This window comes from Salinibacter pepae (assembly GCF_947077775.1).
Lineage (GTDB): Bacteria > Bacteroidota > Rhodothermia > Rhodothermales > Salinibacteraceae > Salinibacter > Salinibacter pepae.
On record NZ_CAMTTE010000001.1, the window covers coordinates 2,381,271 to 2,406,365 of the forward strand.

Annotated in this window: 16 protein-coding genes, 1 tRNA gene and 1 pseudogene; 12 read left to right on the plus strand and 6 right to left on the minus strand. The window is 67.5% G+C overall.

What is annotated here, in order from left to right:
* The first annotated feature begins 55 nt into the window (after positions 1-55).
* The 11 genes and pseudogenes from OJA40_RS09930 to OJA40_RS09980 all read left to right on the plus strand — a co-directional run bounded on the left by OJA40_RS09930 (position 56) and on the right by OJA40_RS09980 (position 19,206).
* Complete coding sequence (locus tag OJA40_RS09930; RefSeq protein ID WP_263810543.1) at positions 56-3,241, plus strand: SusC/RagA family TonB-linked outer membrane protein; 3,186 nt, start codon at positions 56-58, stop codon at positions 3,239-3,241.
* A 55-nt stretch (positions 3,242-3,296) separates the two neighbouring features.
* Complete coding sequence (locus OJA40_RS09935) at positions 3,297-4,922, plus strand: SusD/RagB family nutrient-binding outer membrane lipoprotein (protein WP_263810544.1); 1,626 nt, start codon at positions 3,297-3,299, stop codon at positions 4,920-4,922.
* A gap of 100 nt (positions 4,923-5,022) precedes the next feature.
* On the plus strand, positions 5,023-7,647 hold the full coding sequence (locus tag OJA40_RS09940) for a family 20 glycosylhydrolase (RefSeq protein WP_263810545.1): 2,625 nt from the start codon (positions 5,023-5,025) through the stop codon (positions 7,645-7,647).
* Positions 7,648-7,922: 275 nt separating this feature from the next.
* Complete coding sequence (locus tag OJA40_RS09945; protein WP_240328363.1) at positions 7,923-8,948, plus strand: LacI family DNA-binding transcriptional regulator; 1,026 nt, start codon at positions 7,923-7,925, stop codon at positions 8,946-8,948.
* A gap of 223 nt (positions 8,949-9,171) precedes the next feature.
* Complete coding sequence (locus OJA40_RS09950) at positions 9,172-10,302, plus strand: carbohydrate-binding family 9-like protein (RefSeq protein WP_259081615.1); 1,131 nt, start codon at positions 9,172-9,174, stop codon at positions 10,300-10,302.
* A gap of 308 nt (positions 10,303-10,610) precedes the next feature.
* Entirely contained in the window at positions 10,611-12,455 is a 1,845-nt protein-coding gene (locus tag OJA40_RS09955; RefSeq protein WP_103017419.1) for a sodium:solute symporter family protein, read from the plus strand.
* A 47-nt stretch (positions 12,456-12,502) separates the two neighbouring features.
* A complete protein-coding gene (locus tag OJA40_RS09960; protein WP_263810547.1) occupies positions 12,503-15,445 on the plus strand; it encodes a serine hydrolase domain-containing protein in 2,943 nt (980 codons plus the stop codon).
* Positions 15,446-15,793: 348 nt separating this feature from the next.
* Positions 15,794-16,706: pseudogene (locus tag OJA40_RS15495) on the plus strand (N-acetylglucosamine kinase).
* Positions 16,707-17,053: 347 nt separating this feature from the next.
* On the plus strand, positions 17,054-18,607 hold the full coding sequence (locus tag OJA40_RS09970) for a sodium:solute symporter (protein WP_263810551.1): 1,554 nt from the start codon (positions 17,054-17,056) through the stop codon (positions 18,605-18,607).
* Positions 18,608-18,796: 189 nt separating this feature from the next.
* The gene (locus tag OJA40_RS09975; protein ID WP_162862933.1) at positions 18,797-18,967 is read left to right on the plus strand and encodes a hypothetical protein; all 171 of its coding nucleotides are present in this window, start codon (positions 18,797-18,799) and stop codon (positions 18,965-18,967) included.
* The gene (locus OJA40_RS09980) at positions 18,967-19,206 is read left to right on the plus strand and encodes a hypothetical protein (RefSeq protein WP_208427420.1); all 240 of its coding nucleotides are present in this window, start codon (positions 18,967-18,969) and stop codon (positions 19,204-19,206) included. The genes OJA40_RS09975 and OJA40_RS09980 overlap by 1 nt, the downstream gene beginning before the upstream one ends.
* Before the next feature lie 3 nt (positions 19,207-19,209).
* Here OJA40_RS09980 and OJA40_RS09985 read toward each other — a convergent pair whose 3' ends face one another.
* The 3 genes from OJA40_RS09985 to OJA40_RS09995 form a co-directional block, all read right to left on the minus strand.
* Positions 19,210-19,479 carry a hypothetical protein gene (locus tag OJA40_RS09985; protein WP_240316138.1) on the minus strand — a complete coding sequence of 90 codons (270 nt, stop codon included), beginning with the start codon at positions 19,477-19,479 and terminating at the stop codon, positions 19,210-19,212.
* A gap of 103 nt (positions 19,480-19,582) precedes the next feature.
* On the minus strand, positions 19,583-19,948 hold the full coding sequence (locus tag OJA40_RS09990) for a hypothetical protein (protein WP_263809546.1): 366 nt from the start codon (positions 19,946-19,948) through the stop codon (positions 19,583-19,585).
* A 79-nt stretch (positions 19,949-20,027) separates the two neighbouring features.
* Positions 20,028-20,101, minus strand: a tRNA-Ile gene (locus OJA40_RS09995).
* Between the two features lie 184 nt (positions 20,102-20,285).
* Here OJA40_RS09995 and OJA40_RS10000 point away from each other — a divergent pair.
* The gene (locus OJA40_RS10000; protein WP_103016508.1) at positions 20,286-20,756 is read left to right on the plus strand and encodes a CBS domain-containing protein; all 471 of its coding nucleotides are present in this window, start codon (positions 20,286-20,288) and stop codon (positions 20,754-20,756) included.
* Between the two features lie 43 nt (positions 20,757-20,799).
* Here the strand turns inward: OJA40_RS10000 and OJA40_RS10005 are convergent, their stop codons facing one another.
* From OJA40_RS10005 to OJA40_RS10015, 3 genes are all read right to left on the minus strand, one after another.
* On the minus strand, positions 20,800-22,338 hold the full coding sequence (locus OJA40_RS10005) for a S10 family peptidase (RefSeq protein ID WP_263810552.1): 1,539 nt from the start codon (positions 22,336-22,338) through the stop codon (positions 20,800-20,802).
* Between the two features lie 150 nt (positions 22,339-22,488).
* Positions 22,489-23,679, minus strand: a complete 1,191-nt coding sequence (locus tag OJA40_RS10010) for a glycine C-acetyltransferase (RefSeq protein ID WP_263819041.1) — start codon at positions 23,677-23,679, stop codon at positions 22,489-22,491.
* A gap of 143 nt (positions 23,680-23,822) precedes the next feature.
* The gene (locus OJA40_RS10015; RefSeq protein WP_263809549.1) at positions 23,823-24,794 is read right to left on the minus strand and encodes an NAD-dependent epimerase/dehydratase family protein; all 972 of its coding nucleotides are present in this window, start codon (positions 24,792-24,794) and stop codon (positions 23,823-23,825) included.
* Between the last annotated feature and the right edge of the window lie 301 nt (positions 24,795-25,095).

Genomic DNA, 25,095 nt, shown 5'->3' on the forward strand with positions numbered 1-25,095 from the left:
TCCACGACGCCGTCTCTAGTGCGCTCCCCCCTCACGGACTGCAGGTCACGCCGCCATGCCTCCCTTCGTTTCTTCGTGTTCGTCTTTTAAGATCGTGTTGACGGCCGTCTTCGGGGCACTGCTTGCCTGCGGGCTGCCGGGGGGAGTGCAGGCCGTGCACGCACAGGACTTTGAGGTGACCGGCACCGTCGTGTCCGCCGACAATCAGTCTCCGCTTCCGGGGGTGAACATTCGGGAGGCGGGCACCAGCCGAGGGACCGTTACGGGCCCGGACGGAGGGTTCCGCCTTGCGGTGGACAGTCCCCAGGACACCCTCACGTTTTCGTTCATCGGGTACCAGACGAAAACGGTTCCGGTCGACGGGCGCTCGGAGATTCGCGTCGTGCTCGAGACGGAATCGCAGGAGCTTGAGGGGGTTGTCGTGACGGCGCTTGGCATCGAGCGGCAGCAGCGCTCCGTAGGCTACGCGACGAGCAGTATTGAGGCCCAGGACCTCGTGGACGTTACGGAATCCAATCCGGCAAACTTGCTACAGGGAAACGTACCGGGACTGGTTCTCAGCTCCAATGCGTCGGGTCCGAACTCATCCTCGAGCATCAACATTCGGGGCGTCTCGTCGATTGCGGGAAATAACGACCCGCTCTTCATCGTGGACGGGGTTCCCATCGACAACACGGTCATTGGAGGGGCCGGCAAGTTTGGCGGCCGGGATGGAGGAAGTGCGCTGTCGGTAGTGAGCCCGGAGAACATCTCGGACATCTCCGTGCTGAAGGGGGCCGGGGCCGCCGCGCTGTACGGCACCCGGGCCCGAGACGGGGTGGTACTGATCACGACGAAGACGGGCCGCACGTCGGCCCCGGGGGAGGTGAACGTGCAGTACAGCTCCACGGTCACGGCCAAGGATGTGATCAGTGGCTTCTCCGACTTCCAAAGCCAGTACGGACAAGGCACGCAGGGCCGGGCGCCGTCGAATCAGGACGCGGCGCTCAGCGCCGGTCTTTCGAGTTGGGGGGCCCCGCTTGGTGAGGTGGACGAGGCCCCTCAATTTGACGGGACGGCGCGGCCGTACGACGATGTGGCCGACCGGCAGGGGTTTTACCGAACCGGACTCTCGCAGCGGCACTCGCTGTCGATCAATGCAGGCTTCGAGAACACTTCGCTCCGCTTGTCGGCGTCGCACCAGAACACCGAAGGCGTCGTCCCGAATTCGGGGTACGAGCAGACCAACATCAACCTTCGGGGGCAGACCCGACTCGGGGGCCTCACGGCCGACGCGAGCGTTACGTACCAGAATGAGCTCACGGACAACCGGACGTTTCTGAACGATGCGGCCCGGAATCCGAACTACCTGATCTCGTTCCTGCCGAACAACATTCCCAAAAGCGCCCTGCAGCCGGGTGCGACCGAGGAGGGCGTTGAGAAGCAGTTTACGTCCGACGGGCTTCCGACCAACCCCTACTGGGCCGTCAATGAACTGGAGGCCGACGACGACAAGGACCGTATTCTCGGAAACGTCAACCTGAACTACTCGATCAACGACTGGCTTTCCCTACAGGGACAAACGGGGCTCGACTGGTACTCGCTCCGACGCACGAACGTCGATGCGTTCGGGTCTGCGTTCGAGCCGGGCGGAGCCATGACCGAGGACACCTACCGGGTGTGGGAGAGCAACTCGAAGCTTTTGGCGACCGCGACGCCCTCCCTCACCGATGAGCTTTCGCTCCGGCTCGACGTGGGGGGCAGTCTGCGACACCGCCAGTTTGAACTGGTGGGCGTCTTTGGGCGAAACTTCAGCATTCCCGACCTGGAGACGATCTCCAACACGGCCAACCCCACTCGCAACTACGACTTCTCGGAGCAGCAAATCCGCTCCTTCTTCGGGTCGGCGTCCTTCACCTACCGGGACTACCTGTTCCTCACGCTGACGACACGAGGGGACTGGTCTTCGACGATTCCGGAGGACAACAATCCATTCGTATACCCGTCGGTGAGCGGAAGCTTCGTCTTCACCGACGCCTTCGACCTGCCGGACGCACTGAGCTACGGAAAGGTCCGGGCGTCCTGGGCGGAGATCGGGGGCGATACGGACCCGTACCGGACCAGTCTGACCTATGGCATCATCGGGCAGCACCAAGGGCAGGCCCTCGAAACGATCACCCAGCTGAGCGTACCCCTGCTCGACCTGAAGCCGACGTCCACGCGGGAGATTGAGCTCGGATTCGAGACGCAGTTCTTCAACGACCGGTTCGGCGTGGACTTTACCTGGTATCGGCGTAGCACGGTCGACCAGATTCTGGACGTCACCGTCTCGTCGGCGTCGGGCTACACGGCGCGGACGGCAAACAGCGGTGAGATCCGAAACACGGGCGTGGAGTTGCTCCTCACGTCGATCCCGTTCTCGACAGAAGATTGGACCTGGGATTCGCGGGTCAATTTCGGGGCGAACCGGAGCGAGGTCGAGTCCCTCGCGCCGGGCCTCGATGTGCGGGTAGGGCCGGAAAACCGGCTGGCCACGGCCAACATTGCCCAGGTTGTTGGGCAGCCGGCCAATGCGATTTATGGGAACACGTACGTCCGCGACGATCAGGGCCGCATCGTCCACGGGGAGGACGGGCTTCCGCTGTCGGGCGAGAAAGAAGTGCTGGGCACCGGCGCCCCCGACTGGACGCTCGGCTTCTCGAACACAATTTCCTACCAGAATGTCAGCCTGGACTTTCTGGTCGATGCGAAGTGGGGCGGCAAGGTCTTCTCCGGAACCAACGCCAACGCCTACGGCAACGGCCTCCACAAGGCGACGCTCGACGCCCGGGCGGCCTGTGACGAGCAGGCTGGCTCAAACGGCCGGTACCCGGAGGACTGCTTTGTCGGAGAAGGCGTGATCGGCAGCGTGAACGGCGAGGGGGAGGTCACCGTCGACCGCGAGAACGATGTCGGCGTTCGGCCCTCCGAGTACTACGGACGGATCTCCGGGGAGATTGCCGAGGAGTTCGTCTACGACGCCAACTTCATCAAGCTCCGCCAGCTCCGGTTGAGCTACGACCTCCCGAGCAGCGTGATGAGCCGTGTGCCGGTGCGTAGTGCGAGCGTTTCGGTGGTGGGCCGAAACCTGTTTTACCTGTACGACTCGGTGCCGAATATCAGTCCCGAGTCGAGCTACAACAGCGAAGCCACGCCGGGCTTCGAGCAGGCGGGCGTTCCGCAGTCGCGCAGCATTGGTGCATCGGTCAATCTCCGGTTCTGACTGCGGGCCCACCCCGATCTCCTCTGCTTTCCCCCTTACTCCACATACTTCCGCCATGTCGTTTCTGACTCGCTCGCGAATTGCTCGTGTTGCTTCCCTCCTCTCCGTCGGAGTGCTGGCACTCGTCCTCCTGTCCTGCGATGGAGTGGGGGACTTCGGGGACACGAACGAGGACCCCACGACCGCCAATGATCCGAACCCGGACCTGGAGTTCACAACGCTCCAGCTCGGGGTCTCTGGGAGCCGGTTTGATATGTGGCGCACGAATCTGATCTACACGATGCCGATCGTGCAGCACATCGCAAACCCGGGCTTCTACGCGGGCAATTTCAACCAGTACGTGGGGGCCTGGTCGGCGTCCCTCTTCGACACGCGGTACGGAGGCGGGCCCAATGGGTCGAATTTTCTCCGCACCGTGACCAACGCGGAGAATCTCATCAACGAGCTGGAGGGAAAACCCGAGCAGGTCAACCGGCTGGCGGCCACCCGCATCATGCGCGTGCTCACGTTTCAGCGCCTCACCGATGTCTACGGGGACATTCCCTACTTCGAGGCGGGGCAGGGCGCGCTGGAGGGCGAATTCACGCCCCACTACACACGCCAGGACAGCATTTACATGGACCTGCACGATGAGCTCCGGGCGGCGGTTGACCAGTTCGAGGCGTCGCAGCCCACGTTCGGGAGCGCAGATCTGTTCTTCGGGGGCGACATCGAGCAGTGGAAACGATTCGCCAACTCGCTGCAGTTGCGCCTGGCCCTCCGTGTCGTGAAGGTGCGGCCGGACCTGGCACAGAGCTGGGCCGAGGAGGCGGTCAACGCCGACGGGGGGGTCATGCAGAGTGTCGACGATGATGCCTACGTGCCTCACCAATCGGGGCCGTCGGGCGGTCCGGCAGGCTTCAACACGAACGCCCACAGTGAGGTCATGCAGAGCTTCCCGGGACAGTGGCTCAGCGAGACGTTCGTGGATTGGATGAAGGAGAACGGCGACCCCCGTCTCACCGAGTATGGAGCGCTCGCTCCGGGGGGGCTCGACAGTGCGCTGGTCGAGGATCCGGCCCAGCAGCGCGGTATGCCCAACGGGTTTGATAACAACGAACTCGCGGCGAGCAACGAGTACACCGACGCCCTCGATCAGTACACGCGCATCCACCCGAACCTTCGGGACCGAAACGACCCGATGTTCTTCCAGACCTATGCGGAGGTCGAGCTGATGCTTGCCGAGGCGGCGGTGCGGGGCTGGAACGTGCCCGGATCGGCGGAGGCCCACTACGAAGCAGGGGTGCGGGCGGCCATGAACTATATCACCCGGTACGGAGAGAACACGAGCGTGAGCGATTCGGAGATCACCCAGTATCTCTCCGACAATTCTCTCCCGAGTGGACGAGAAGCGCGCCTGCGGGCGATCAACAACCAGTACTGGGCGGCGACCTTCTTCAACGGGATCGAATCCTGGTCGAACTGGCGTCGGTCGGGCTACCCGGAGCTGACTCCTGCTCCGGAGGAAGGGGACACCGGCGGCCAGTTCATTCGGCGTCTGGACTATCCACAGGACGAGAGGGACCTCAACGGCGACAACTACCAGGAGGCCCGCGAGCGGCAGAACATCACGCAGTCGAACCGCCTCACGGCGCGGGTGTGGTGGGACTGTGGGGCGTACGCCGACCAGTGCGCCGAATGAGCTCGGGGGCCTGCCGTTTCCGCCGAGAAAACCACAGGGGAGGGCCTCCACGGCCCTCCTTTTTTCTTTGCTTGTTTTCCGCCTGCGCTCCGCCCGCTCCATGCGTTACACTTTGCTTTCCGTCTTCCTTCTGCTTTTTGGCGGGCCCTTGGCCGCGCACGCCCAGCCCGACGCCGCGCATCCGTCCGCCGACGCGCTTTCCATCCGCTGGGGCGTGGAGACGAATCGGGTGGACGACGGAAACCGATTTCGGTCGTCGTTCACGATTGCGAACCACGGGGACGTGGCGCTGGGGGCGACCCAGTGGACGCTCTACTTCAACTTCTCGCGCCAGATCGACCCGGCGAGCGTGACGGCGCCGGTGCGCATCACGCGGATCAACGGCGACTTCTATCGGCTGGAGCCGGACGCCGACTTCACCCCGATCGAGCCCGGCGACCAGCTGCAATTCACGGTCGAGGCCACCGGGTCGGTCATCAAGCGCATCGATGCCCCGGCCGGCTTCTACGTCGTGTTCAGGGACGCGGAGGGCCGACCCGGGCCGCCCGCCGCCGTGTCGGACGTGACGGTCGAGCCCTTCACCCGTCCCGCCCAGACGTCCCGGGGCCCGAACGACGCATGGCCCGTCCCGACCCCCGCGACCCGGTACGCGGACCACCGCTCCCTCACGGCCCGCCCGCCCGACGCGGAGGGCCGCATTGTGCCGACGCCGGACTCCATCCACCGGCGCCCCGGGGCGTTTGCGCTCCGGGCGGACGCGACCATCCGCTACGAGGCGGGGCTGGCCGCCGAGGCCCGCCAGCTCGCGGACGGACTGGCCGACGTGCTGGGACGACGGCCCCGAACGACACGGACGGATTCGGCCGCCGCCATCACACTCCGCCGCGCGGAGGGGACGCCGCCCGCCGTCGATACGGCGTCGGCCGAGGCCTACCGGCTCACGGTCGATCCGGACACGGGCATCGTCATCACGGGCGCGACCGACGCGGGCGTGTTCTACGGGGGGCAAAGCCTGGAGGCCTGGCTCCCGGTGGCGGCCTACCGGGCGCCGTCGTCGCCGGTGGACGTGCCTGCCGTCCAGGTTCTGGACGCGCCCCGATTCGGCTATCGGGGGCTCCACCTCGACGTGGCGCGCAACATGCAGTCGGTGGCGGCGGTGAAGCGGCTGCTCGACGTGATGGCGTTCTACAAGCTGAACACCTTTCACTTCCACCTCACCGACGACGAGGGGTGGCGCCTCGCCGTCGAGGGCCTGCCCGAGCTGACCCGCGTCGGGGGGCGCCGCGGCCATACGCTTACTGAGCAGGATCACCTGATGCCGTCCTACGGGTCGGGGCCCAACCCCAGTCCCACCGCCTCTGCCGGGAGCGGGTGGTACAGCCAGGCGGACTATCTCGAGATTCTCCGGTACGCCGCGGCGCGACACATCACCGTGCTCCCCGAGATCGACGTGCCCGGACACGCCCGGGCCGCCATCCAGGCCATGGAGGCCCGGACGGGCCGACTCCGGGCGGACGGCGACACGGCGGCGGCGCGGCGCTACCGGCTGCATGACCCAGACGATGCGTCGACCTACGAGTCGGTGCAGGGCTGGGACGACAACGTGATGAACGTCTGCCAGCCGTCGACCTACCGCTTCCTCACGGCCGTCGTGGACGAACTTCGGGGGTTGCACGACACGGCGGGGGCGCCGCTCCCGGCCGTCCACGTGGGCGGGGACGAGGTGCCGGCGGGCGCGTGGGCGGGGTCTCCCATCTGCGACGATTACATCACGCGCACCGAGGGGGTCGATGGGGCCGACGATCTCTTCGGGCACTTCCTGGGCCGGTTTCAGGACACACTCGCCACGCGGGGGATCGCCATGGCGGGGTGGGAAGAGGTGGGGCTGGAAGAGGCCGATCACCGGTCCGCAGCCACGACCCCGAACGAGGCCCTGGTCGACGAGGGCGTCCGGCCCTACGTCTGGAGCAACATCTGGGGCGGCGGGACGGAGGACCGCGCCTACCGGCTGGCCAATGCGGGCTACGACGTGGTGATGTCACAGGCCACCAACTTTTATTTCGACATGGCCTACAACAAGCACCCCCGCGAGGACGGCTACTACTGGGCCGGCTTCGTCGATACGAAGGCCCCGTTTGCCTTCGTGCCGTTCGACCTCTACAAGAGCGCCGACCGCACGAGGATGGGGCACCCCATCGACCCCGATACGGCCTTCGCCGACCACGCGCGCCTGGCCGACACCGCGCGGAACAACATTCGGGGCCTGCAGGGACAGCTCTGGGGGGAGACCCTGCGCGACACCGACCGGATGGAGTACATGGCCGTCCCGCGGCTTCTGAGCCTCGCCGAACGGGCGTGGGCCCCGCGGCCCGGCTGGGCCACGCTCGACGACAGCGGAGCCCTCCGGGCCCGGCGGGCCGAGGCATGGACGGCGTTTGCAAATCGGCTCGGGCACCGTGAGCTGCCCCGCCTGAGCATTCGCCATCCGGACTGGTCGTACCGGCTTCCCCCGCCCGGGGCCACGGTGGAGGCGGGCACGCTGAGGGCGAACGTGGCCCTGCCCGGGCTGGCGGTCCGCTACACCACCGACGGCACCCGCCCGACCGCCACGTCGCCCCGATACACCGGCCCGGTCTCGGTCCCTGAGGGGGCCCCCGTCCGACTGCGGACGTTCGACACGCTGGGGCGGGGCGGCCGGACCGTCACGGTCCCCACGTCCCCGTAGGACTTGCGACGGGGGCTGTCCCGCCGCGAAGCGGATGGAGCGTGGGGGAGGCGCGTCCGGTCCCGGGGGCAGAATGAGGCCGGCCGCGCGGGGGGCGAGAAAAGGCGGTCCGGGGGGCGTACGCCGTCGAGGCACTCCACGGGTTGTCTCCTTCGTTCCGACGTCCTATCTTATAAATACGGCAAAGTCCCTGTCTCCGGAGGCCCAGTGCCGCCCCCTCGGTTCTGTGTGCGCGATGGGTTCGTCGACTTTTTAACACTCGCCCCAATCTCGCCATGGAGGACGACATGACCATTGATCAGGTGGCCGAGCTGGCGTACGTCTCCCGGTCGGTGGTGTCCCGCGTGCTGAACGACCACCCCAACGTCAGCGAGGAGGCCCGAGAGCGGGTGATGCGGGTGATCGAAGAGCACGACTACCGCCCCAGCTCGGTGGCCCGGAGCCTCGCCACCGACCGCTCCTTCGAGATTAGTGTGCTGACCCCCCGGCGGGGAGACGAGTCGCTGGCCAACGGCTACTGGCCGCTGCTGTACTCGGGGCTCTTCGAGCGGTGCCTGGAGCGTGGGTATTTCGTATCGCTGTCGATGGTCTCCGACCGGATGGAAGACGAGATTGAGGACCGGGCCCGGGATTCCCGGTTCGACGGGTACGTCCTGGTGACGACGGAGGTTACGGACCTCGTGGCGTCGACGCTCGAGGCGGACGGGGCGCCGACGGTGCTCATCGGACAGGACACGAGCTGGGACGCGTTCAGCTCCGTCGACATCGACAACGAGCAAGGGGGGTACGAGGCGGGCCGTCACCTCTGCGACCTCGGGTACGAAGAGATCGGGTTGATTCTGGGAAGTCGGGCCCTGGAGGAGTCCGCACACCGGCGACAGGGCGTCGAGCGGGCCCTGTCGGAGGCCGGGATTGCAGTGTCGGACCGGCACGTCGCCGAGGGGGACTACTCCCAAGAGAGCGGGCACTCCATCGTCCGGGCGTGGGCGGAACAGGGGCGGATGCCCCGGGCCCTGTTCTGTGCCAGCGACACGATGGCGATGGGCGCCCTGCTCGCGCTCAACGAGGCCGGCTACGCGGTCCCCGACGAGGTCGCACTCGTCGGGTTCGACGACCTGCCCGCTGCCCAGTACACCATTCCCCCGCTTACGACCGTCCGCCAGCCGGTGTACGAGAAGGGACAGGCGGCGATCGACCTGCTCATCGACCACATCGAAAACGCCGAGCCCGATCCCGAGCACACGGAGCTTGAGCCGGAGCTCGTGGTACGGCAGAGCTGCGGGGCCCGGCAGAACCCGTAGCTTGGGGGCCCCACGGCGGAACGTCCCGCGGCCGAAACAGACGACGGACATCCCACCACGAAGACCGCAGGCGGGGGCTCGGTCGAACGATGCGTCGCCTCGTGACGCCCCTCATTTTGCCACCGAGGGTTTGGAAGCGGTTCCGATTTTCCGTCCCCATTGCGGACCGATCCTGTGCCTTCTATTCTGTGGGGCGCTGCTTTTCCCGTCGGCCCGCGGTTCCATGCGACGCTTTCTCTTGACGACGATCGTCGGCGTTTTCGTTCTCGTCCTCGCAGGGGGCGAGTCGGTCTCCGCCCTGGTGGGGCGGCCCTCGGGGGACGCCGCGAACAACAATCCCGAGAGCGAGGCGCCCCCGCGCACCTACGCCATCTACCGCGCGTCCGGACCGATTGCGGTGGACGGGCGGCTCGACGAACGCGACTGGGCCGCGGCGCCGTGGACCGCCGACTTCGTCGACATTCGTGGGCGCGACGCCCCGACGCCGCGGTTCCGCACCCGGGCCAAGATGCTGTGGGACGACGAGGCCCTTTACGTGGCGGCCTCCCTCGAGGAGCCGGACGTGTGGGGCACCCTCACCCAGCGGGACACGGTGGTGTACTACGACGATGACTTCGAGGTCTTCATCGACCCCAACGGAACGACGCACAACTACTACGAGGTGGAGGTGAACGCGCTCGAGACCGTGTGGGACCTGATGCTCCTGAAGCCCTACCGCGACGGCGGACCGGCCGTCGACGCCTGGGACGTACGGGGCATCGACGCGGCCGTGCACGTGCAGGGCACACTCAACGACCCCTCGGACACCGACGACGGGTGGACGGTGGAGATAAAGCTGCCGTGGTCGTCGTTGGAAGAGGCCGCTCCCGGCGGACGTCCGCCCCAGGCCGGCGAGCAGTGGCGCCTCAACTTCTCGCGGGTCGACTGGCCCCTTGCCGTCAAGAATGGCACCTACGAAAAGGACCTCGACACCACGAAGGCGCATCCGGAGCGCAACTGGGTGTGGTCGCCGCAGGGAGCCATCGACATGCACCGGCCCGAACACTGGGGCATCGTGCAGTTCGCGGACGCCGAGGTCGGCACCGCGACCGTGTCCGTCGACGAGCGCCCCAATCGGCGCGTCAAGGCGGCCCTGCGGCGCCTCTACCACCGTCAGCGGGCGCACCACGAGGCGCATGGCACGTACGCCGGGTCCCTCGCGGCCCTCAACGCCTCGAACGTGCAGCTTCCCGAGCGCGATTTTGCCCCCACGCTCCGCACGACCCAGACGATGTACGAAATCGCGGCGCCCGGGGCGGAGGGAACGACCGTGCACATCCGTCAGGACGGAAAGGTCTGGGTGACCGGGGAGTGAGGCCGGAGGAGGACGGCGCCCACACGTCGAACTGAGCAGCCGTTTTGCGTCTCGCCATGACCAGTTGGCAGCGATCTTTGGACCCCACTGTGGAGCCGGCTCGGACTGTGAAACTCGGGGCCCGGACCGATCCGAATACCCGAAATCGAGCGGAGGAAGAGGGCGTTGAGTCACAGTCGTCGACCGGCGGGCCCTGGGCGCGCCGCCGTGGACGCTCCCGCATGGGACGGCCCGTGCCCGAGGCCGCCTGACCCCTCCGCCCGCGCCGTCTCTCTGTTTGTTTTTCCTGGTTGGCCCCGCCCCTGTCCGTGACAAGCTTCGACTGGTTTTTTGTCGCCGCCTACCTGATCCTCTCCTTTGGCATCGCGCTCTACTTCTACCAGCGGGCCGGGGAGGACACCTCGGAGTTCTTTCTGTCGGGCCGCGCGATGCCCTGGTGGCTGGCCGGGACGAGCATGGTGGCCACCACGTTTGCCGTCGACACGCCGCTTCTGGTGACGGAGATTGTGGCCCAGAACGGCATCGCGGGCAACTGGCTCTGGTGGAACGCCGCCATCGGGGGGATGCTTACCGTCTTCTTCTTTGCCCGCCTCTGGCGCCGAAGCGGCGTCATGACGGACGTGGAGTTCGTCGAATTCCGATACAGCGGGCGGGTGGCCGCGTGGCTGCGTGGCCTGAAGGCGCTCTTTTTCGGCCTTCTGCTGAACATCCTCATCATCGGGTGGGTGTCGCTGGCGATGGAGACGGTGATCGACCGGCTCTTCCCCGACCTCACCCTGTTCGGGCAGGCGGCGTTTTCGGTGCTGGGGCGGGAGATGAGCGCGGCGCTCGTGGTGACGGGCGGGCTGATCCTGCTGGTGGCCGTCTACGCGCTGCTGTCGGGGCTCTGGGGCGTGATGGTGACGGACCTGTTCCAGTTCGTGGTGGCGATGGGGGGCACGATTGCGCTCGCCGTGCTCGTGCTCGACATGCCGGAGATTGGCGGGGTGGCGGGCCTTCGCGAGCAGCTTCCGGACGAGACGTTCAACCTGCTGCCCACGATCGGCGGGGCGGCGGAGGGGGCCGCCACCTTTTCGCTCTCGGCGCTGGCCTTCGCGGCGTACGCCGGGGTGCAGTGGTGGGCCAGCTGGTATCCAGGGGCCGAGCCGGGCGGCGGCGGCTACATCGCGCAGCGCATGATGAGCGCGAAGGACGAGCCGAATGCCCTCTTCGCCACGCTCTGGTACACCATCGCCCACTTCTGCCTGCGCCCCTGGCCCTGGATCATCGTGGCGCTGGCCGCACTGGTGCTGTACCCGGACCTCGACGAGCCGCGCGCCGGGTTCGTCCTGGTGATGAAGGACGTGCTGCCGCCCGGCCTGCTCGGGCTCCTCTTCGCGTCCTTCCTGGCGGCGTTCATGAGCACGGTGTCCACGCAGCTGAACTGGGGCGTTTCGTACCTCGTCAACGACTTCTGGGGGCGCTTCGTGCGGCCCGACGCGGACGAGGCCCACTACGTGCGCGTCTCGCGGGTCCTCACGTTCGGGGTGGCCCTGCTGAGCCTCGTCGTCACCCTCTTCCTGGACACCATCGCCGAGGCGTGGGGCCTGCTGCTGTCCGCCTCCGCCGGGCTGGGGCTCGTTCTCATCCTGCGCTGGTACTGGTGGCGCGTAAATGCGTGGAGCGAGATGGCGGCCACCCTGGCCCCGATCGGGCTGACCGTGACGGCCCTCGTGCTCAACGTGTTTGGGGTGCAGGTGCCGGGCCTGCAGGCGGACTTTCCCCTGAACCTCTACTCGGTGGTCGGGTTTACGACGGTCGTCTGGCTCGCGGCCACCTTCCTCACGCGCCCGACCGACGCGGAGACGCTCGATGCGTTCTACCGGACGGTCCATCCCGGCGGGCCCGGCTGGACGCCCGTGGCGGAGCGACACCCCGACGTGACGCCGGACTCCGGGCTCGGGCGCCTAGCGCTCGACTGGCTCGTGGGGGTCGTGCTCGTGTACAGCACCCTCTTCGGCACCGGGTATCTCATTCTGGGGTGGACGCTCTGGGGCGCCGGCTGCATCGCGGTCGCGCTGACGGCGGCGGCGTACCTGTGGCGGGACCTGCAGCGGGACGAGATCTCGCTGATTGAAATGAAAGAGGAGAAGGACGCGACGGAAGAACGATAGGGGGAAAGAGGGGGAGTCTGCGTGTTTTCTGAACGGCTTGTGCCACCATGATGTCTTCGTCTCGACGCTCGTTCATGGCCGCGGGGCTCGTGGTCATTCTCGCGGTCGCCGCTCTAATTTTTGGGGCGCCGGGCCCGGTCCCCCTCTCGGCGGGGCCCTCGATGTCGGATCGGGGGGCTGCGGACACGGCGGAGGCCCCGCCCAAATCGAGCTGGGCCGGGCGCCAGTTTCGGGACATGACGCTCGACGAGAAGATCGCGCAGCTCTTCGTGGTCCGGATCGACGGGGAATTCCAAAACGCGAATACCCCCTCGTACCGCGAGACCGTCGCGCTCGTCGAGGAGTTTGGGGCGGGCGGGCTCATCTTCGGGCCGGGCACGCCGATGACCCAGATTGCGATGGCCAACGACCTGCAGGCGAAGGCCGAACGGCCCCTCCTCGTGGCGCAGGACACGGAGTGGGGCGTGGGCATGCGCATCGACGCGGCCACCTCGTTCCCGCCGGCCATGGCGATCGGGGCCACGCGGGACGCGTCCCACGCCTACCGGGTGGGCTACGCAACGGCCCGGGAGGCCCGTGCGCTCGGTGTGCACCAGCTCTACGCGCCGGTGGCGGACGTCAACAACAACCCCAAGAACCCCATCATCAACGTCCGCTCGTTCGGCGAGTCGCCCTCCCTGGTGGGGACCATGGCGTCGGCCTTCACCCGGGGGGCGCAGCGCGGCGGCACCCTCGCGACGGTGAAACACTTTCCCGGCCACGGCGACACGGACGTGGACTCGCACATCAATCTGCCCGTGCTCCGCTTCGACCGGGGGCGCCTCGACACCCTTGAGTTGCCGCCGTTCCGGCAGACGCTCGACGCAGGGGTGCGGAGTGTGATGACCGGGCACCTCGCGCTGCCGTCCCTGGCGCAGTCGGACAGTGTGCCCGCGACGCTTTCGCGACCGGTCACGCACAATCTTCTGCGGGAGGAGCTCGGGTTCGACGGGCTCGTGGTGACCGACGCCCTGAACATGCAGGCCGTCACCCGCACGTTTGGCGTCGGCGAGACGGCGGTGCGCGTGCTGGAGGCGGGGGCGGACCTCGTGCTCATGTCCACCAACCCGCACGCGGCACACCAGGCGGTCCGGCAGGCGGTGACCAGCGGGCGCATCGACACGACCGAGATCAACGACTCGGTGCGGCGGCTCCTGAGGGTGAAGCAGGACCTCCGCCTCCACGAGACGCGGCGGGTCTCGCTCGACACGACCCGGCACCGCGTGGCGCAGCGGTCCCACGAGGTGCTGGCCCGCACGGTGGCCCGCGAGTCGCTCACGCTCCTCGCCAACGCGGATTCCCTCCTGCCCCTCACGCCGCCGGAGCAGCACGACGCCCTCGTCGTCACGCTCAGTGACAGTGAATATCCGGGGACGGGCGACACGTTTGTCGACCGGCTTCGGGCCCAGCCCGCCATCGAAACCCTCGACACGCGTCGTCTCGACCCGCGCTCCGACTCGACGGACGTAAACGACCACCTGGCGGACGCCGCAGACTACGACGTCGTGGTCGTGCCGTCTTTTCTCCGCGTGCAGGCGTGGAGTGGGTCCATCGGCCTCAGCGACATGCACCACGACTTCCTCGAGGACCTGGCGGGCACGGACACGCCGGTCGCGTTCGTAGCCTTCGGCAACCCTTACGCCCCGACGGGCTTAGAGCCCGCCCCCGGCGCCATCCTGGCCGCCTACGGCTCCGGCGAGGCGTCGCAGCGGGCCGCCGCGCAGGCGCTCGGGGGCGGCGCCGGCACGCCGGGGCGTCTGCCTGTCACCATTCCGGGGGTGGCCGAGAAGGGAGAAGGGCGTCGGCTCGCCCCGGTCGCGCCCCGTGAGGGCCCCCCTGAATCGGTGGGCATGGACGGCGCGCAGCTTGCCCGCCTCGACACGCTGCTCCGCTCGGCCATGCTCGACGGCGCGTTTCCGGGCGCCGCCGTGGCCGTGGGGCGCGGGCCGGCCCTCGCGCGGCTCGACGCCTACGGCTACCATACCTACGACGAGACGAAACCGGTCCAGACGGGCACCCAGTACGACCTCGCCTCGCTCACGAAGGTGGTGGCCACCACCACCGCCGTCATGAAGCTCTACGAGGCCGACTCGCTGGAACTGGACGCCCCGGTCGCCCGGTACCTCCCCGACTTCGCCCAGAACGGCAAGGAGGCGGTCACCGTGCGCCAACTGCTTGCCCACTCGTCGGGCCTGAAGCCGTACCTGGACCCCGACGAGCGCGGCCCGACGCGCGCGGCGCTCCTCGACACCCTCATGGCGCAGCCGCTCACGTACACGCCCGGCACCCGGTCCACCTACAGCGGGCTCAACGCGATTGCGCTCATGCGCATCGTGGAAACGATTAGCGGCCGGCCGTTCGATGCGTTCTGCCGAACGCACATCTTCGAGCCGCTCGGGATGGACCAGACGGGGTTCTACGACACCGATGTCACCCGGGCGTGGGTGGCGCCCACGACCGACACCGCGGGCACGCGGCGCCGGGGAAGCGTCCACGACCCGATGGCCCGCGACATGAATGGAGTCTCGGGGAACGCGGGGCTCTTCTCCACGGCCGCCGATCTGGCCCGGTTCGGGTACATGCTGACCCACGAGGGGCGAATCGATGGACGACAGTTCCTGGAGCCCAAGACGATCGAGACGTTCACCGCCCAGGCCGACGTGCCGGGCAGCACGCGGGCCCTCGGGTGGGACACCAAAAGCGCGGAGGGATACTCCTCGGCCGGGGACGAATTTTCGGCAGCGAGCTTCGGGCACACCGGCTACACGGGCACCTCGTTCTGGGTCGATCCGGCGGAGGACCTCTTCTTCGTCCTGCTCACGAACCGCGTGTATCCGGACGACACCGCCGATCAAATCACGCAGGTGCGTCCGCGGGCGGCCGACGTCGTGCACCGCGCGATCGACGGGCCGCCCCGCCCGCTGCTTCCCGGCCCCGCGCCGGAACAGTGACGGTGCGACTGCGGGCAGGCGCCCGCGGGGGGCGACCCCTGAGGGCGCGGCTCCGGTGTTGGACGGCGGCTCAATGGGAAAAACGGCGACTTGAGAGACGGCCGGCGGAGGAGCCCGCCTGGAACCGGTCCCTGTTTTGCTTTCCGTTCCCGCCCAGGCCGGCCGAGACGGCCCTTTGAGCGAAAGGGGGGGGGTGGAACCGCTTCCATCTTCCACGGGGGCGTTCCAGTTCTATGCCCCAGTGCCTATACTGACCCCCGTTGTAACAGAACCGTTGACTAGACGGTGGCTGTGGGCGGAGCGCCCGCACGCACCCCGCATCTCACTTTCGACACTGGCCCTCTCTCCGTGTCTGCCAATCCCTTCTTCGTCGGCCTTGACGCCGGTGGCTCCACGACGCTGTTGCTCGCCGAGTGCGAGGAGTGTCCGGGACGGATCGACCGTCATGGACCCGCCGCCAACCCGCAGCGGGTCGGGATGGACCAGTCGGTCCAGGTGCTGTCCGCCCTGGTACAAAAAACCCTTCGGGCCCAACGGCCCGTCGATCACCTGTCGGTCTGTGCGGGCGTGGCCGGGGCCGGCCGCCCCGACGAGCAGCAGGCCCTCGCCGACCGGCTCCGCCGAACACTTGGGGACGACGCCCGGTCGGTCTCCGTCGAGGTCGTGCACGACGCCTGCATTGCCCTGGACGCGGCCTTCGGTGCGGAGAGCGGGCTCGTGGTCATTGCGGGCACCGGCTCCGTCGTGCTGGCCCGGACGCGGGGGGGACGGCCCGTCGGGTTGGGGGTGGGGGCACCTTCTGGGGGATCCCGGCAGCGGGTACGCCGTGGGCCAGGCGGGCCTGCGGGCCGTCGCGGAGGCCCTCGACGGCGGGGCCGACACGATCCTGCGCCCCCGCGTCGCGGAGGAGTACGGCGTCGACGAACGGGCCGCCCTCATTCATTGGGTGTACCAGGACCGGCCCCCTCTCCAGGACGTGGCGCCGCTCGTGATCGAGGCCTCGGCGGACGGGGACACGGTGGCGACGGACATTCTGACCGCTCAGGTGAACGAGCTGGTGCGCCAGGTCGAGTGGCTGCTTGGTGAGACGGACGACGTGGCCCCCCGCATTGCCCTGCTCGGGGGGATGCTCCAGAACGAGCACTACGCGGCGGCCCTCCGTCGCGCGCTTGCCGACCGGGTCCCGGACTGGTCCGTGGAGGTGCTCCGCCACGAGCCGGTCGTGGGGGCCCTGCGCCGTGCGCGCCGCCTGGACGAGTGAGAAAATTCGATGCGTGCGCCCGGTGGGGGAGACGCACGATGGCGCCATCCGGTGCCCCTGGTCCGACGAGGGGGCGGTGGCACTGCCGACACGCGGGACGGCCTGCCACATCGGCCACAACGGGAGGCGTGCAGAACCGGCGTGAGCCCACCGGGCCCCACCGCCCAGTCCGCCGTGTGGTGCCGCGGCGTGCAGGCGCGCGAGTCAGAGTCGGGCGGAGGAGGCTGGAGGGCGGCCAGGAGGATAGGAGGCCGTGTTCGCGCTTCTGCGCTCTCACCGTGACGTTGTCCGATGCGAGAAGAGCCCCGCGTCCATCGCTCCTGAGTTCCCACGTGCCGCTCCGGCCTATGCTTACGACGCTCGATTTCGTCGTCCTGACGGTATACCTGCTCGGCGTGGCGGCCTTCGGCGTCTGGGCGGGCGGGGCCCAGGAGTCCACCGAAGATTACTTTCTCGGGGGGCGGGACCTGCCGTGGTGGGCGGTGTGCTTTTCCGTGGTGGCCACGGAGACGAGCACGCTTACGGTGGTGGGGGTGCCGGCCGTGGCGTACGGGGGCACGCTGACTTTCCTGCAGATTACGCTCGGGTACCTGGTGGGGCGCATTCTCGTCGGGGCGTACGTCCTGCCCCGCTACTACGCGGGCCAGTTGGAGACGGCCTACGCGTTCCTTGGTGACCGCTACGGCTCCACGATGCAGGGGGCCGCGTCGGTCACGTTTCTGGGAACGCGCCTGCTGGCCGACGGCGTGCGTCTCTTCGCCACGGCCATCCCGCTGAAGGTGATTGCGAACATGTCGGGGTTGGACGCCACCTACTTCCAGATCATCCTGGTCATCGGCGTCGCGACGGCCGTCTACACGTTGGTGGGCGGCATCCGGGCGGTCGTGTGGATGGACGTGGTGCAGATGGGGCTCTACGTGGGCGGGGCGCTCGCGGCCATCGGCTTCCTGCTGGGCGACGTGCCGCCGGGGTGGTGGGGAAAGGCGGCGGCGGCCGGCAAAACCAATCTGATCGACCTCGGCCTGGATGCGTCGTTCGGGCGCTGGTGGACGCAGCCCTACACGCTGGGAACGGCCGTGGTCGGCGGGGCCATCTTCTCGATGGCCTCTCACGGCACCGACCAGCTCATCGTGCAGCGCCTGCTGGCCTGCCGAAGCGAGGCGGACAGTCAGAAGGCGGTCGTCGGGAGTGCCCTCATCGTCATGGTGCAGTTTGCCCTCTTCCTGGGGGTGGGCCTGCTCCTCTGGGCCCACTACGACGGCGCGCCGGTGGAGGCGCTCGGGCTGCAGCGGGGCGACGAGGTCTTTCCCAAGTACATCATCGAGGGGCTGCCGGCGGGCCTCTCGGGGCTCATCCTGGCCGGCATCGTGGCGGCGGCGATGAGCTCGCTCTCCTCCTCCCTCAACGCGCTGGCGTCCTCCTCCGTCAACGACCTCTACGAGCGCATCTCGGGCCACACCATGAGCGCGGGCCGCGGCCTGCGCGTCTCGCGGCTGCTTACGCTGTTCTGGGGCGTCGTCTTCATCGGCTTCGCGAGCCTCTTCCAGGACAGCAGCAACCCCGTCGTGGAGCTGGGCCTGTCGATTGCCTCGTTCACGTACGGGGGCCTGCTCGGCGCCTTCCTGCTCGGCCTGTGGCACCGCGGCACGCGTCAGGTCGACGCGCTCGTGGCGTTCGTCGTCTCGATTGGCGCGATGGTGCTCGTCATTTTCGGCGTGTGGCACAGCCCCACGGAGGGATGGCTCTTTGTGCTGAACCCGTCGGACGCCCGTGTGGAGGCGAGGAGCCTGCGCACGATCGGCTGGCCCTGGTACACGGCCCTGGGCACCGCCGTCAACCTCGTGGTTGGAAGCGTGCTGGCCCTCCGCCACCGAGACGCCACCAGCGAAGGGGCCGGGTAGAGCACCCGTGGGCCGGCACAATGTGGAACGGCTGCAACAATCTGCGGGGGGCGGATCCTCTGTGTGTCGGCTGCCGTAACGGAATCGGAACGATAAGATAGCGTACGATAAGACAGCGTCTCAAAGGCAGTAGGTTTGTTCTCCTATCTGCCTCCCGCACATTGCGTCTCCCAGAATCCCGATCGGTTCATGACCAATAGCAAAGGGTGGATTTTTGCCGCCGGTGTCGTGGCGCTCGCCCTCTCCCTTTATCTCTGGTTCAGCGGCAGCGATCAAGCCGCAATCTTTGTGGGCCTATGGGTCCCGTCGCTCTGGATTTTAGCTGATCTCGTTGACCAGGCCGAGACCGCCGCTGCCTAATGAAGGTACTCGTCGAGTACTTCGGAATGTTCATTTTCGCGTTCGTCGTCTTCGTTGGGGGGCTCGTGGCCCTTCCGGAGATCGGGGCCCCGGAGACCTCGCTCGGGGAGATGGGAGGGCTTGCCCTCGCGTTTATCGTGATCGCAGGGGGGTTCTCCTGGTTCTACAGCGCCGAGCTGCCGTCGGAGACCCAGAGGCGACCCGGCCGGCGGTCGCGGTCGGACGAGCCGCCCCGGTAGGCGCTAGTCCGTGTCGCCGGTCTCGACCCCCAGCATGAACTCCTCGCCGCAAAAGTCGCACCGCAGCTCGATGGCCTTCTGGGGGCCGCCCTCCATGCCCGTCTTCTGAAACTCCGGCGAGCCGTCCGGGCGGGTCGTCTTGGGGGTGACGTCGTTGAAGGTAAAGTCCCCGGTAAGAACGTTCGCGTGCCCGACGGTCCGCTCACACTCCGGGCACGAGAAGGGCTGCCGCGCAGACCCGTCGCCGGTTGAGGATCGTTCAGGAAGCTCCATGGAGGGAAGGGGAAGATTGGAGAGGACGGGGAACGGCGGCACGTGCAGCTGCAGGGCGAGGCCTCGAATGTCTCGTGTGCCGTTGACTGCAAGAGGGGGGCGGTTAGAAGTGCGGATGGAGCTGGTCGTGGCCCTCGGACGGAACGCCGAGCTCCGCCGTGTTCTGCGTGCCCAGGTGAGGCACCTTGCTCACACTGACGGGGAGCGACGAGACGGGCTCGTCGACGCCCTCAAGATGGAGGGTCATACGGGCCGGGTCCACGTCCAGGAGGGCGTCCTGGAGGGCGTCGGCAAGGGCGGTGCTGTCGGGGGCGAGGGTTAGGCGAACCGAGTAGCCCTTCGGACGGTCGATGGCATCGTCCGGATGGGGGGTAGCGGCGAGCACGCCCTCGTCGACGGCGTCGGTGATGTCGGTGTACGAGTCGGCCGATGCACGTTTCCACTTGGCCTGTTGGATGGAGCGGGGCATGGGCGACCGCGCTGATGCGAAAGAGGAGCCGAGAGGCGTGGTGCCCGGAGGGCCTCGTGGTGCCGTCGGGCACGAGGGGTGGGCCCGGCAGGGCTCGAACCTGCGACCAGCCGATTATGAGTCGGCGGCTCTAACCAACTGAGCTACGGGCCCCGGTCGCCGTAGCTGTGCCCACGAAGTGGGGCCCAGTGGGTTCCGTTTTCTGGGGGGACGGGTACATGGGCCGCAAGAATTCGCCGCCGATCCACGCGGCCCATGCAACACGGGGGTGGGCGACCAATAGGGATACTGTCATACGCACTCGGATCTCTTTCCCACAACCGTTCTTTCGCCTCTCATGAAGTGGAACAGCGCCAAAGACTTGATGACGGCGGACGTGCAGACCGTTGATGCCAGCTGGCCGATCGACCGGGTCGCCCAGTTCTTGACCGACCACGGCATCTCCGGCGCGCCCGTCGTGAAGGACGACCAGCTCGTCGGCGTGATTTCCCTGACGGACATCGCGCGTCACAACGGCACGGCGGGCGAGCCGGCCTCCGACCGGCCCGCCTCGTTTTACCGTTCGGAGCTTGAAACCGAGTATGCTGAGGAGGACCTCGAGAACCTACAGATCAGTGAGGGGGGCGAGACGACCGCCGAGCACGTCATGACCCCGCAGGTCTACGACGTAAACGAGCACACCTCCGTGCAGCAGGTGGCGCAGGTGATGCACCGCGGGGGCATCCACCGCGTCTTCGTCACCACGAACGGGGAGGTGCGTGGCGTCATCACGGCGCTCGACATGCTGGAGGTCGTGGCGGCGATGTAGCGGGCACGGGCGGCGTGTGTTCGCCGCACGCCCGTCCGCCTCCCTACTGGTTTCGGCCGTACCGGGCGGGCGTGCCCTCGTCCGGGATGGACTCTTCGATAAACGTGCGGATGTCCTCATTGGAGGTCGCCAGGTCCTCCGAGCGCAGGTACATCATGTGGCCGCTCCGGTAGCCCTCGAAGCGGAGCCGGTCGCGCATCGTCTCCCGCGTCCCAAGGTTCCACATCACGTACTTGGCCGAGAAGTAGTCCGTGGCCCCGTCGTAGTAGCCGGACTGCACCATGACGTGGAGGTAGGGATTCTGGGCCATCGCCTCGCGGAGCTGCGCGCCGGTGTTGTTTTCCGTCTCGTCCCACGGGTAGACGTTGCCGAAGGTGTTGTACTGCAGGTCCGTCGTGAAGCCCAGGTCGTCGCGGAGGTAGTGGTTGATGGCGGGCGTGAAGGCGTGGTTCCAGGCCGTGAGCTCCGCCGGGTAGTCGTACTCGCTTCCGGCGTTCGTCACGTCGATCCCTTCGTAGCGGGAGTCGAGGCGCCCCACCGTACGCCCCTCGTCCTGGAGCAGCTCCTTCCAGAAGGCATCCGAGGGAACGGCGAGGTTGTGGTCGAGCACGAACGGCTCGGAGAGCCCCGAGTAGCGGGCCACCTGCTGGGCCACGGCCTGCCGCCGGGCGTCCTCGACGAAGCCGCCCCGGGTGACGGCCGGAATGTATTCCTCGATGGTATAGTCCTCCACCTCGGACAGCAGGGCCTGGAGGTCCCGGCTCTGAAGGGCGTCGGGCAGCTGCTCGTGGTACCAGGCCGTCGCCGCGTAGTAGGGCAGCTTGAGCGCCTCGGAGCGCGGGGAGGGGCCGGCCGGCTCCATGCCGAGGCCGGTGGGGGAGACGAGGATCACGCCGTTCAGGTACGTCCAGTGGCTGTTCTGGAGCTCGCCGGCCAGGCCCGCAACCCGGGTGGTGCCGTAGCTTTCCCCAATCAGATACTTCGGGGAGCGCCACCGGCCGTGGCGGGAGATGAACGTGTCGATCCAGTCCGCCAGGTAGTCCACGTCGGCGTTGACCCCAAAGAACTGTTCCGCGTCCGTGTCGTCGTCGATGACGCGGGAGAAGCCGGTGTTGACGGGGTTGACGTACACGATGTCCGCCACGTCGATGATGGACTGGTTGTTGTCCTCAACCCCGTAGGGCTGTACGGGATAGCCCTCGTCGCTGATGAGCAGGTGCTTGGGGCTGGTGTAGCCGAGGTGCATCCAGAGGGAGCCGGAGCCGGGGCCGCCGTTGAAGGAAATCATGAGCGGGCGCCCGGAGCGGTCGTCGACGTCCGACCGGCGGTAGTAGGTATAGTGGAGCGAGGCGACGGCCGTGTCGTCGTCGCCGTACACCGGCTGCGTGCCGGTCGTCACCTCGTAGGGCACCTCTTCGCCCTTTACCGTGACGCGATCGGTCTTCGTAATCGCCGTGTCGGGCGGGAGGCTGCGCTTGAGTTGTTGTTCATTCGTAGTCTGGGCCTGGGCCGGGTCGGTCGGAACGGCCAGCAGCAACAGGGCGATGAGCGTGCCGAGAAGAGTCGTTTGAATCTGATTCATCGGTAGAACGCGAGAGTTGTGTTGGTGGGTGTTGGGGGGCAGGTTGAGGGTTTGGGGGTTGAGGGTTTGAGAGTTGTGGGCTGGTTTGATCGGGACTCGGAGGTGCGAACAGGCGATCCCTCCCCCACAACGCCGGACGCTCAACCACCCCTATTCGATCACGTCGTGCGCGCGGCCGACCTCCGTGAACGCGTCGATGGCGCGGTCGAGCTGCTCCTTGGAGTGGGCGGCGGACATCTGGACGCGGATGCGCGCCTCCCCCTCCGGCACCACGGGGTAGCTGAAGCTAATGACGTAGATGCCGCGGTCGAGCAGCTCGTCGGCGATGGCGCCGCTCGTCTTCGCGTCGTAGAACATGATGGGCACGATGGGATGGTCGCCCGGCTTGATCTCGAAGCCCCGTTCCTCCATCTCGCTCCGGAAGTAGCGGGCGTTTTCCCAGATCTGCTCGCGCCGCTCGCCGCTTTCCTGCAGCATCTCCAGCACCTTGAGGCTGGCGTTGGCGATCATCGGCGCGATGGCGTTGGAGAAGAGGTAGGGGCGGGACTCCTGCCGGAGCAGGTCGATGATCTCCTTCCGCCCCGTCGTGAAGCCGCCGGTGGCGCCGCCGAGCGCCTTGCCAAGCGTGGAGGTGATGATGTCCACCTCGTCGAGCACGCCTTTCGCCTCGCTGGCGCCGCGGCCCCCCTCGCCCATGAAGCCGGTGGCGTGGCACTCGTCCACCATCACGAGGGCGTCGTACGCGTCGGCCAGGCGGCACATCTCGTCGAGCTTCGCCACGTCGCCGTCCATCGAGAAGACGCCGTCGGTGGCGATCATGCGGGTCTCCGCGTCCTGGGCCGCCTGCAGCTTCGCCTCCAGGTCGGCCATGTCGCTGTGCTCGAAGACGTGCAGGTCGGCCTTGCAGAGCCGAATGCCGTCGATGATGGAGGCGTGGTTCAGGGCGTCGCTGATGATGGCGTCGTCCTCGCCCAGAATCGTCTCAAACAGCCCCGTATTGGCGTCGAAGCACGAGTTGTAGAGGATCGTGTCGCCCGTCTCGTGGAAGTCGGACAGGGCGTGCTCCAGGTCCTTGTGCACCGACTGGGTGCCGCAGATGAAGCGGACACTGGCCACGCCGAAGCCGTACCGGTCGACGCCCCGCTTGGCGGCGTCCATGATCTCGGGGTGGTTGGCGAGGCCGAGGTAGTTGTTCGCGCAGAAGTTGATGACGTGCTGGCCGCCCTCAACTTCAATGTCGGCGTCCTGCTGGGAGGTGATCACGCGCTCCTCGTTGTAGGTGCCGGCGTTCTTGATCTCCTGCAGCGTCTGCCGAAAGTCGGCCGCAACGTCGTCGGTCATGGGCATGGCGGTGTAGGGGGGTTGGTTCAGGTTCTACGTGAGCAATCAGGGGGGCGAGGGGGGGCACACGCGGCCGCTTCGAGGGCAGAGACGGCAGCGGCTCGTGGCACGTCGGCGCACTCGACCGCGTGTCTCCTCGCGCCTCATGCGTCCACGCTGCCACTTTTCCTTGTCTCCGCCCGCAGGTGAGAGAGCATGTCTTCGGTCGTCGCCTCCAGGTCGTACTCCGGCGCCCAGCCCCAGTCGGTCCGGGCCGCCCCGTCGTCGACCGAGGACGGCCAGTTCTCGGCGATGTGCTGCCGCTCATCCGGCTCGTAGTGGCAGTCAAACGTGGGCACGCGCGCCCGGATCGTCGCGGCCAGCTCCGCCGGGGAGAAGCTGAGGGCGCCCGCGTTGTAGCTGTCCCGCACCGACAGGGCGTCCGCGTCGGCGTCCATGAGGGCGAGGGTGCCCTGAATGGCGTCCGGCATGTACATCATCGGCAGCCGCGTGCCCGGCTTCAGGAAACATGTGTAATCTTCCCCCGCCGCGGCCCGGGTCAGCATGTCGATGGCGTAGTCGGTGGTGCCGCCGCCCGGGGCCGTTTTGTAGCTGAGGAGGCCCGGGTAGCGCAGGCTCCGCACGTCGAGGTCGTAGCGGCGGTGGTAGTAGCGGCACAGCAGCTCGCCGCTCCGTTTGGTGACCCCGTACATGGTGGTCGGGTCGAGCACCGTGTTCTGGGGCGTGTCCTCCCGGGGGGTGGTGGGGCCGAACACGGCGATCGAGCTGGGCCAGAACACCGTATCGACGGGGCGGCGCCGGGCGAGGTCCAACACGTTCTTAAGCCCGCTCATGTTGACGTCCCAGGCGCGGTCGGGGTGCTGCTCGCCGGTGGCGGAAAGCAGGCTCGCCAGGTGGTAGATCGTGCCGATCTCGTGGCGGTCGAGGACGCCGGCCAGGGCCTCCCGGTCGCGCACGTCCATCACCTCGAAGGGCGCGGCGGCGGACGGGCCGTTGGCCGTCGGGGGCGGATTCAGGTCCAGGCCCACCACCTGCTCGGGGCCGTGCCGCCGGCGCAGGGCCTCAACGAGTTCGCTTCCAATCTGGCCGTTGGCACCGGTGACCAGGATGCGCATGTGCTCGGGCGTGTGCGGCAATTGAACGAGGCTTGTGCGAGGCGTGTCGTACTTGCCCCCGAATCGCGGGTTCGGCGCAGTTTTTCCCGGACGCCTCCTTCCGCAGGGGAAAGAGGGGCCCGCAATTACGCTCGTGCCGTACGGACCGTGTGCCCGTGCGTTCGGAACCGCTTTCAGCCCGTCCCCGCCATTTTCGTAGATGCACGAAGCGCTTCCACCGCGGATCTTTACGGGTTTTGTAAAATTATTTGTCCGTACTGCTTGACAAACCAAAGAAAGTGGCGTAACGTAGAGCCGTAGC

What these genes read in the sequence shown, in the direction of transcription:
- OJA40_RS10005 (WP_263810552.1), bottom strand. Translation starts at nt 22,338, where the DNA reads ATGAATCAGATTCAAACGACTCTTCTCGGCACGCTCATCGCCCTGTTG.
- OJA40_RS09945 (WP_240328363.1), top strand. Translation starts at nt 7,923, where the DNA reads ATGGAGGACGACATGACCATTGATCAGGTGGCCGAGCTGGCGTACGTC.
- OJA40_RS09990 (WP_263809546.1), bottom strand. Translation starts at nt 19,948, where the DNA reads ATGCCCCGCTCCATCCAACAGGCCAAGTGGAAACGTGCATCGGCCGAC.
- OJA40_RS09970 (WP_263810551.1), top strand. Translation starts at nt 17,054, where the DNA reads ATGCTTACGACGCTCGATTTCGTCGTCCTGACGGTATACCTGCTCGGC.
- OJA40_RS10015 (WP_263809549.1), bottom strand. Translation starts at nt 24,794, where the DNA reads ATGCGCATCCTGGTCACCGGTGCCAACGGCCAGATTGGAAGCGAACTC.
- OJA40_RS09980 (WP_208427420.1), top strand. Translation starts at nt 18,967, where the DNA reads ATGAAGGTACTCGTCGAGTACTTCGGAATGTTCATTTTCGCGTTCGTC.
- OJA40_RS09950 (WP_259081615.1), top strand. Translation starts at nt 9,172, where the DNA reads ATGCGACGCTTTCTCTTGACGACGATCGTCGGCGTTTTCGTTCTCGTC.
- OJA40_RS09960 (WP_263810547.1), top strand. Translation starts at nt 12,503, where the DNA reads ATGATGTCTTCGTCTCGACGCTCGTTCATGGCCGCGGGGCTCGTGGTC.
- OJA40_RS09975 (WP_162862933.1), top strand. Translation starts at nt 18,797, where the DNA reads ATGACCAATAGCAAAGGGTGGATTTTTGCCGCCGGTGTCGTGGCGCTC.
- OJA40_RS09940 (WP_263810545.1), top strand. Translation starts at nt 5,023, where the DNA reads ATGCGTTACACTTTGCTTTCCGTCTTCCTTCTGCTTTTTGGCGGGCCC.
- OJA40_RS10000 (WP_103016508.1), top strand. Translation starts at nt 20,286, where the DNA reads ATGAAGTGGAACAGCGCCAAAGACTTGATGACGGCGGACGTGCAGACC.
- OJA40_RS10010 (WP_263819041.1), bottom strand. Translation starts at nt 23,679, where the DNA reads ATGACCGACGACGTTGCGGCCGACTTTCGGCAGACGCTGCAGGAGATC.
- OJA40_RS09985 (WP_240316138.1), bottom strand. Translation starts at nt 19,479, where the DNA reads ATGGAGCTTCCTGAACGATCCTCAACCGGCGACGGGTCTGCGCGGCAG.
- OJA40_RS09935 (WP_263810544.1), top strand. Translation starts at nt 3,297, where the DNA reads ATGTCGTTTCTGACTCGCTCGCGAATTGCTCGTGTTGCTTCCCTCCTC.
- OJA40_RS09930 (WP_263810543.1), top strand. Translation starts at nt 56, where the DNA reads ATGCCTCCCTTCGTTTCTTCGTGTTCGTCTTTTAAGATCGTGTTGACG.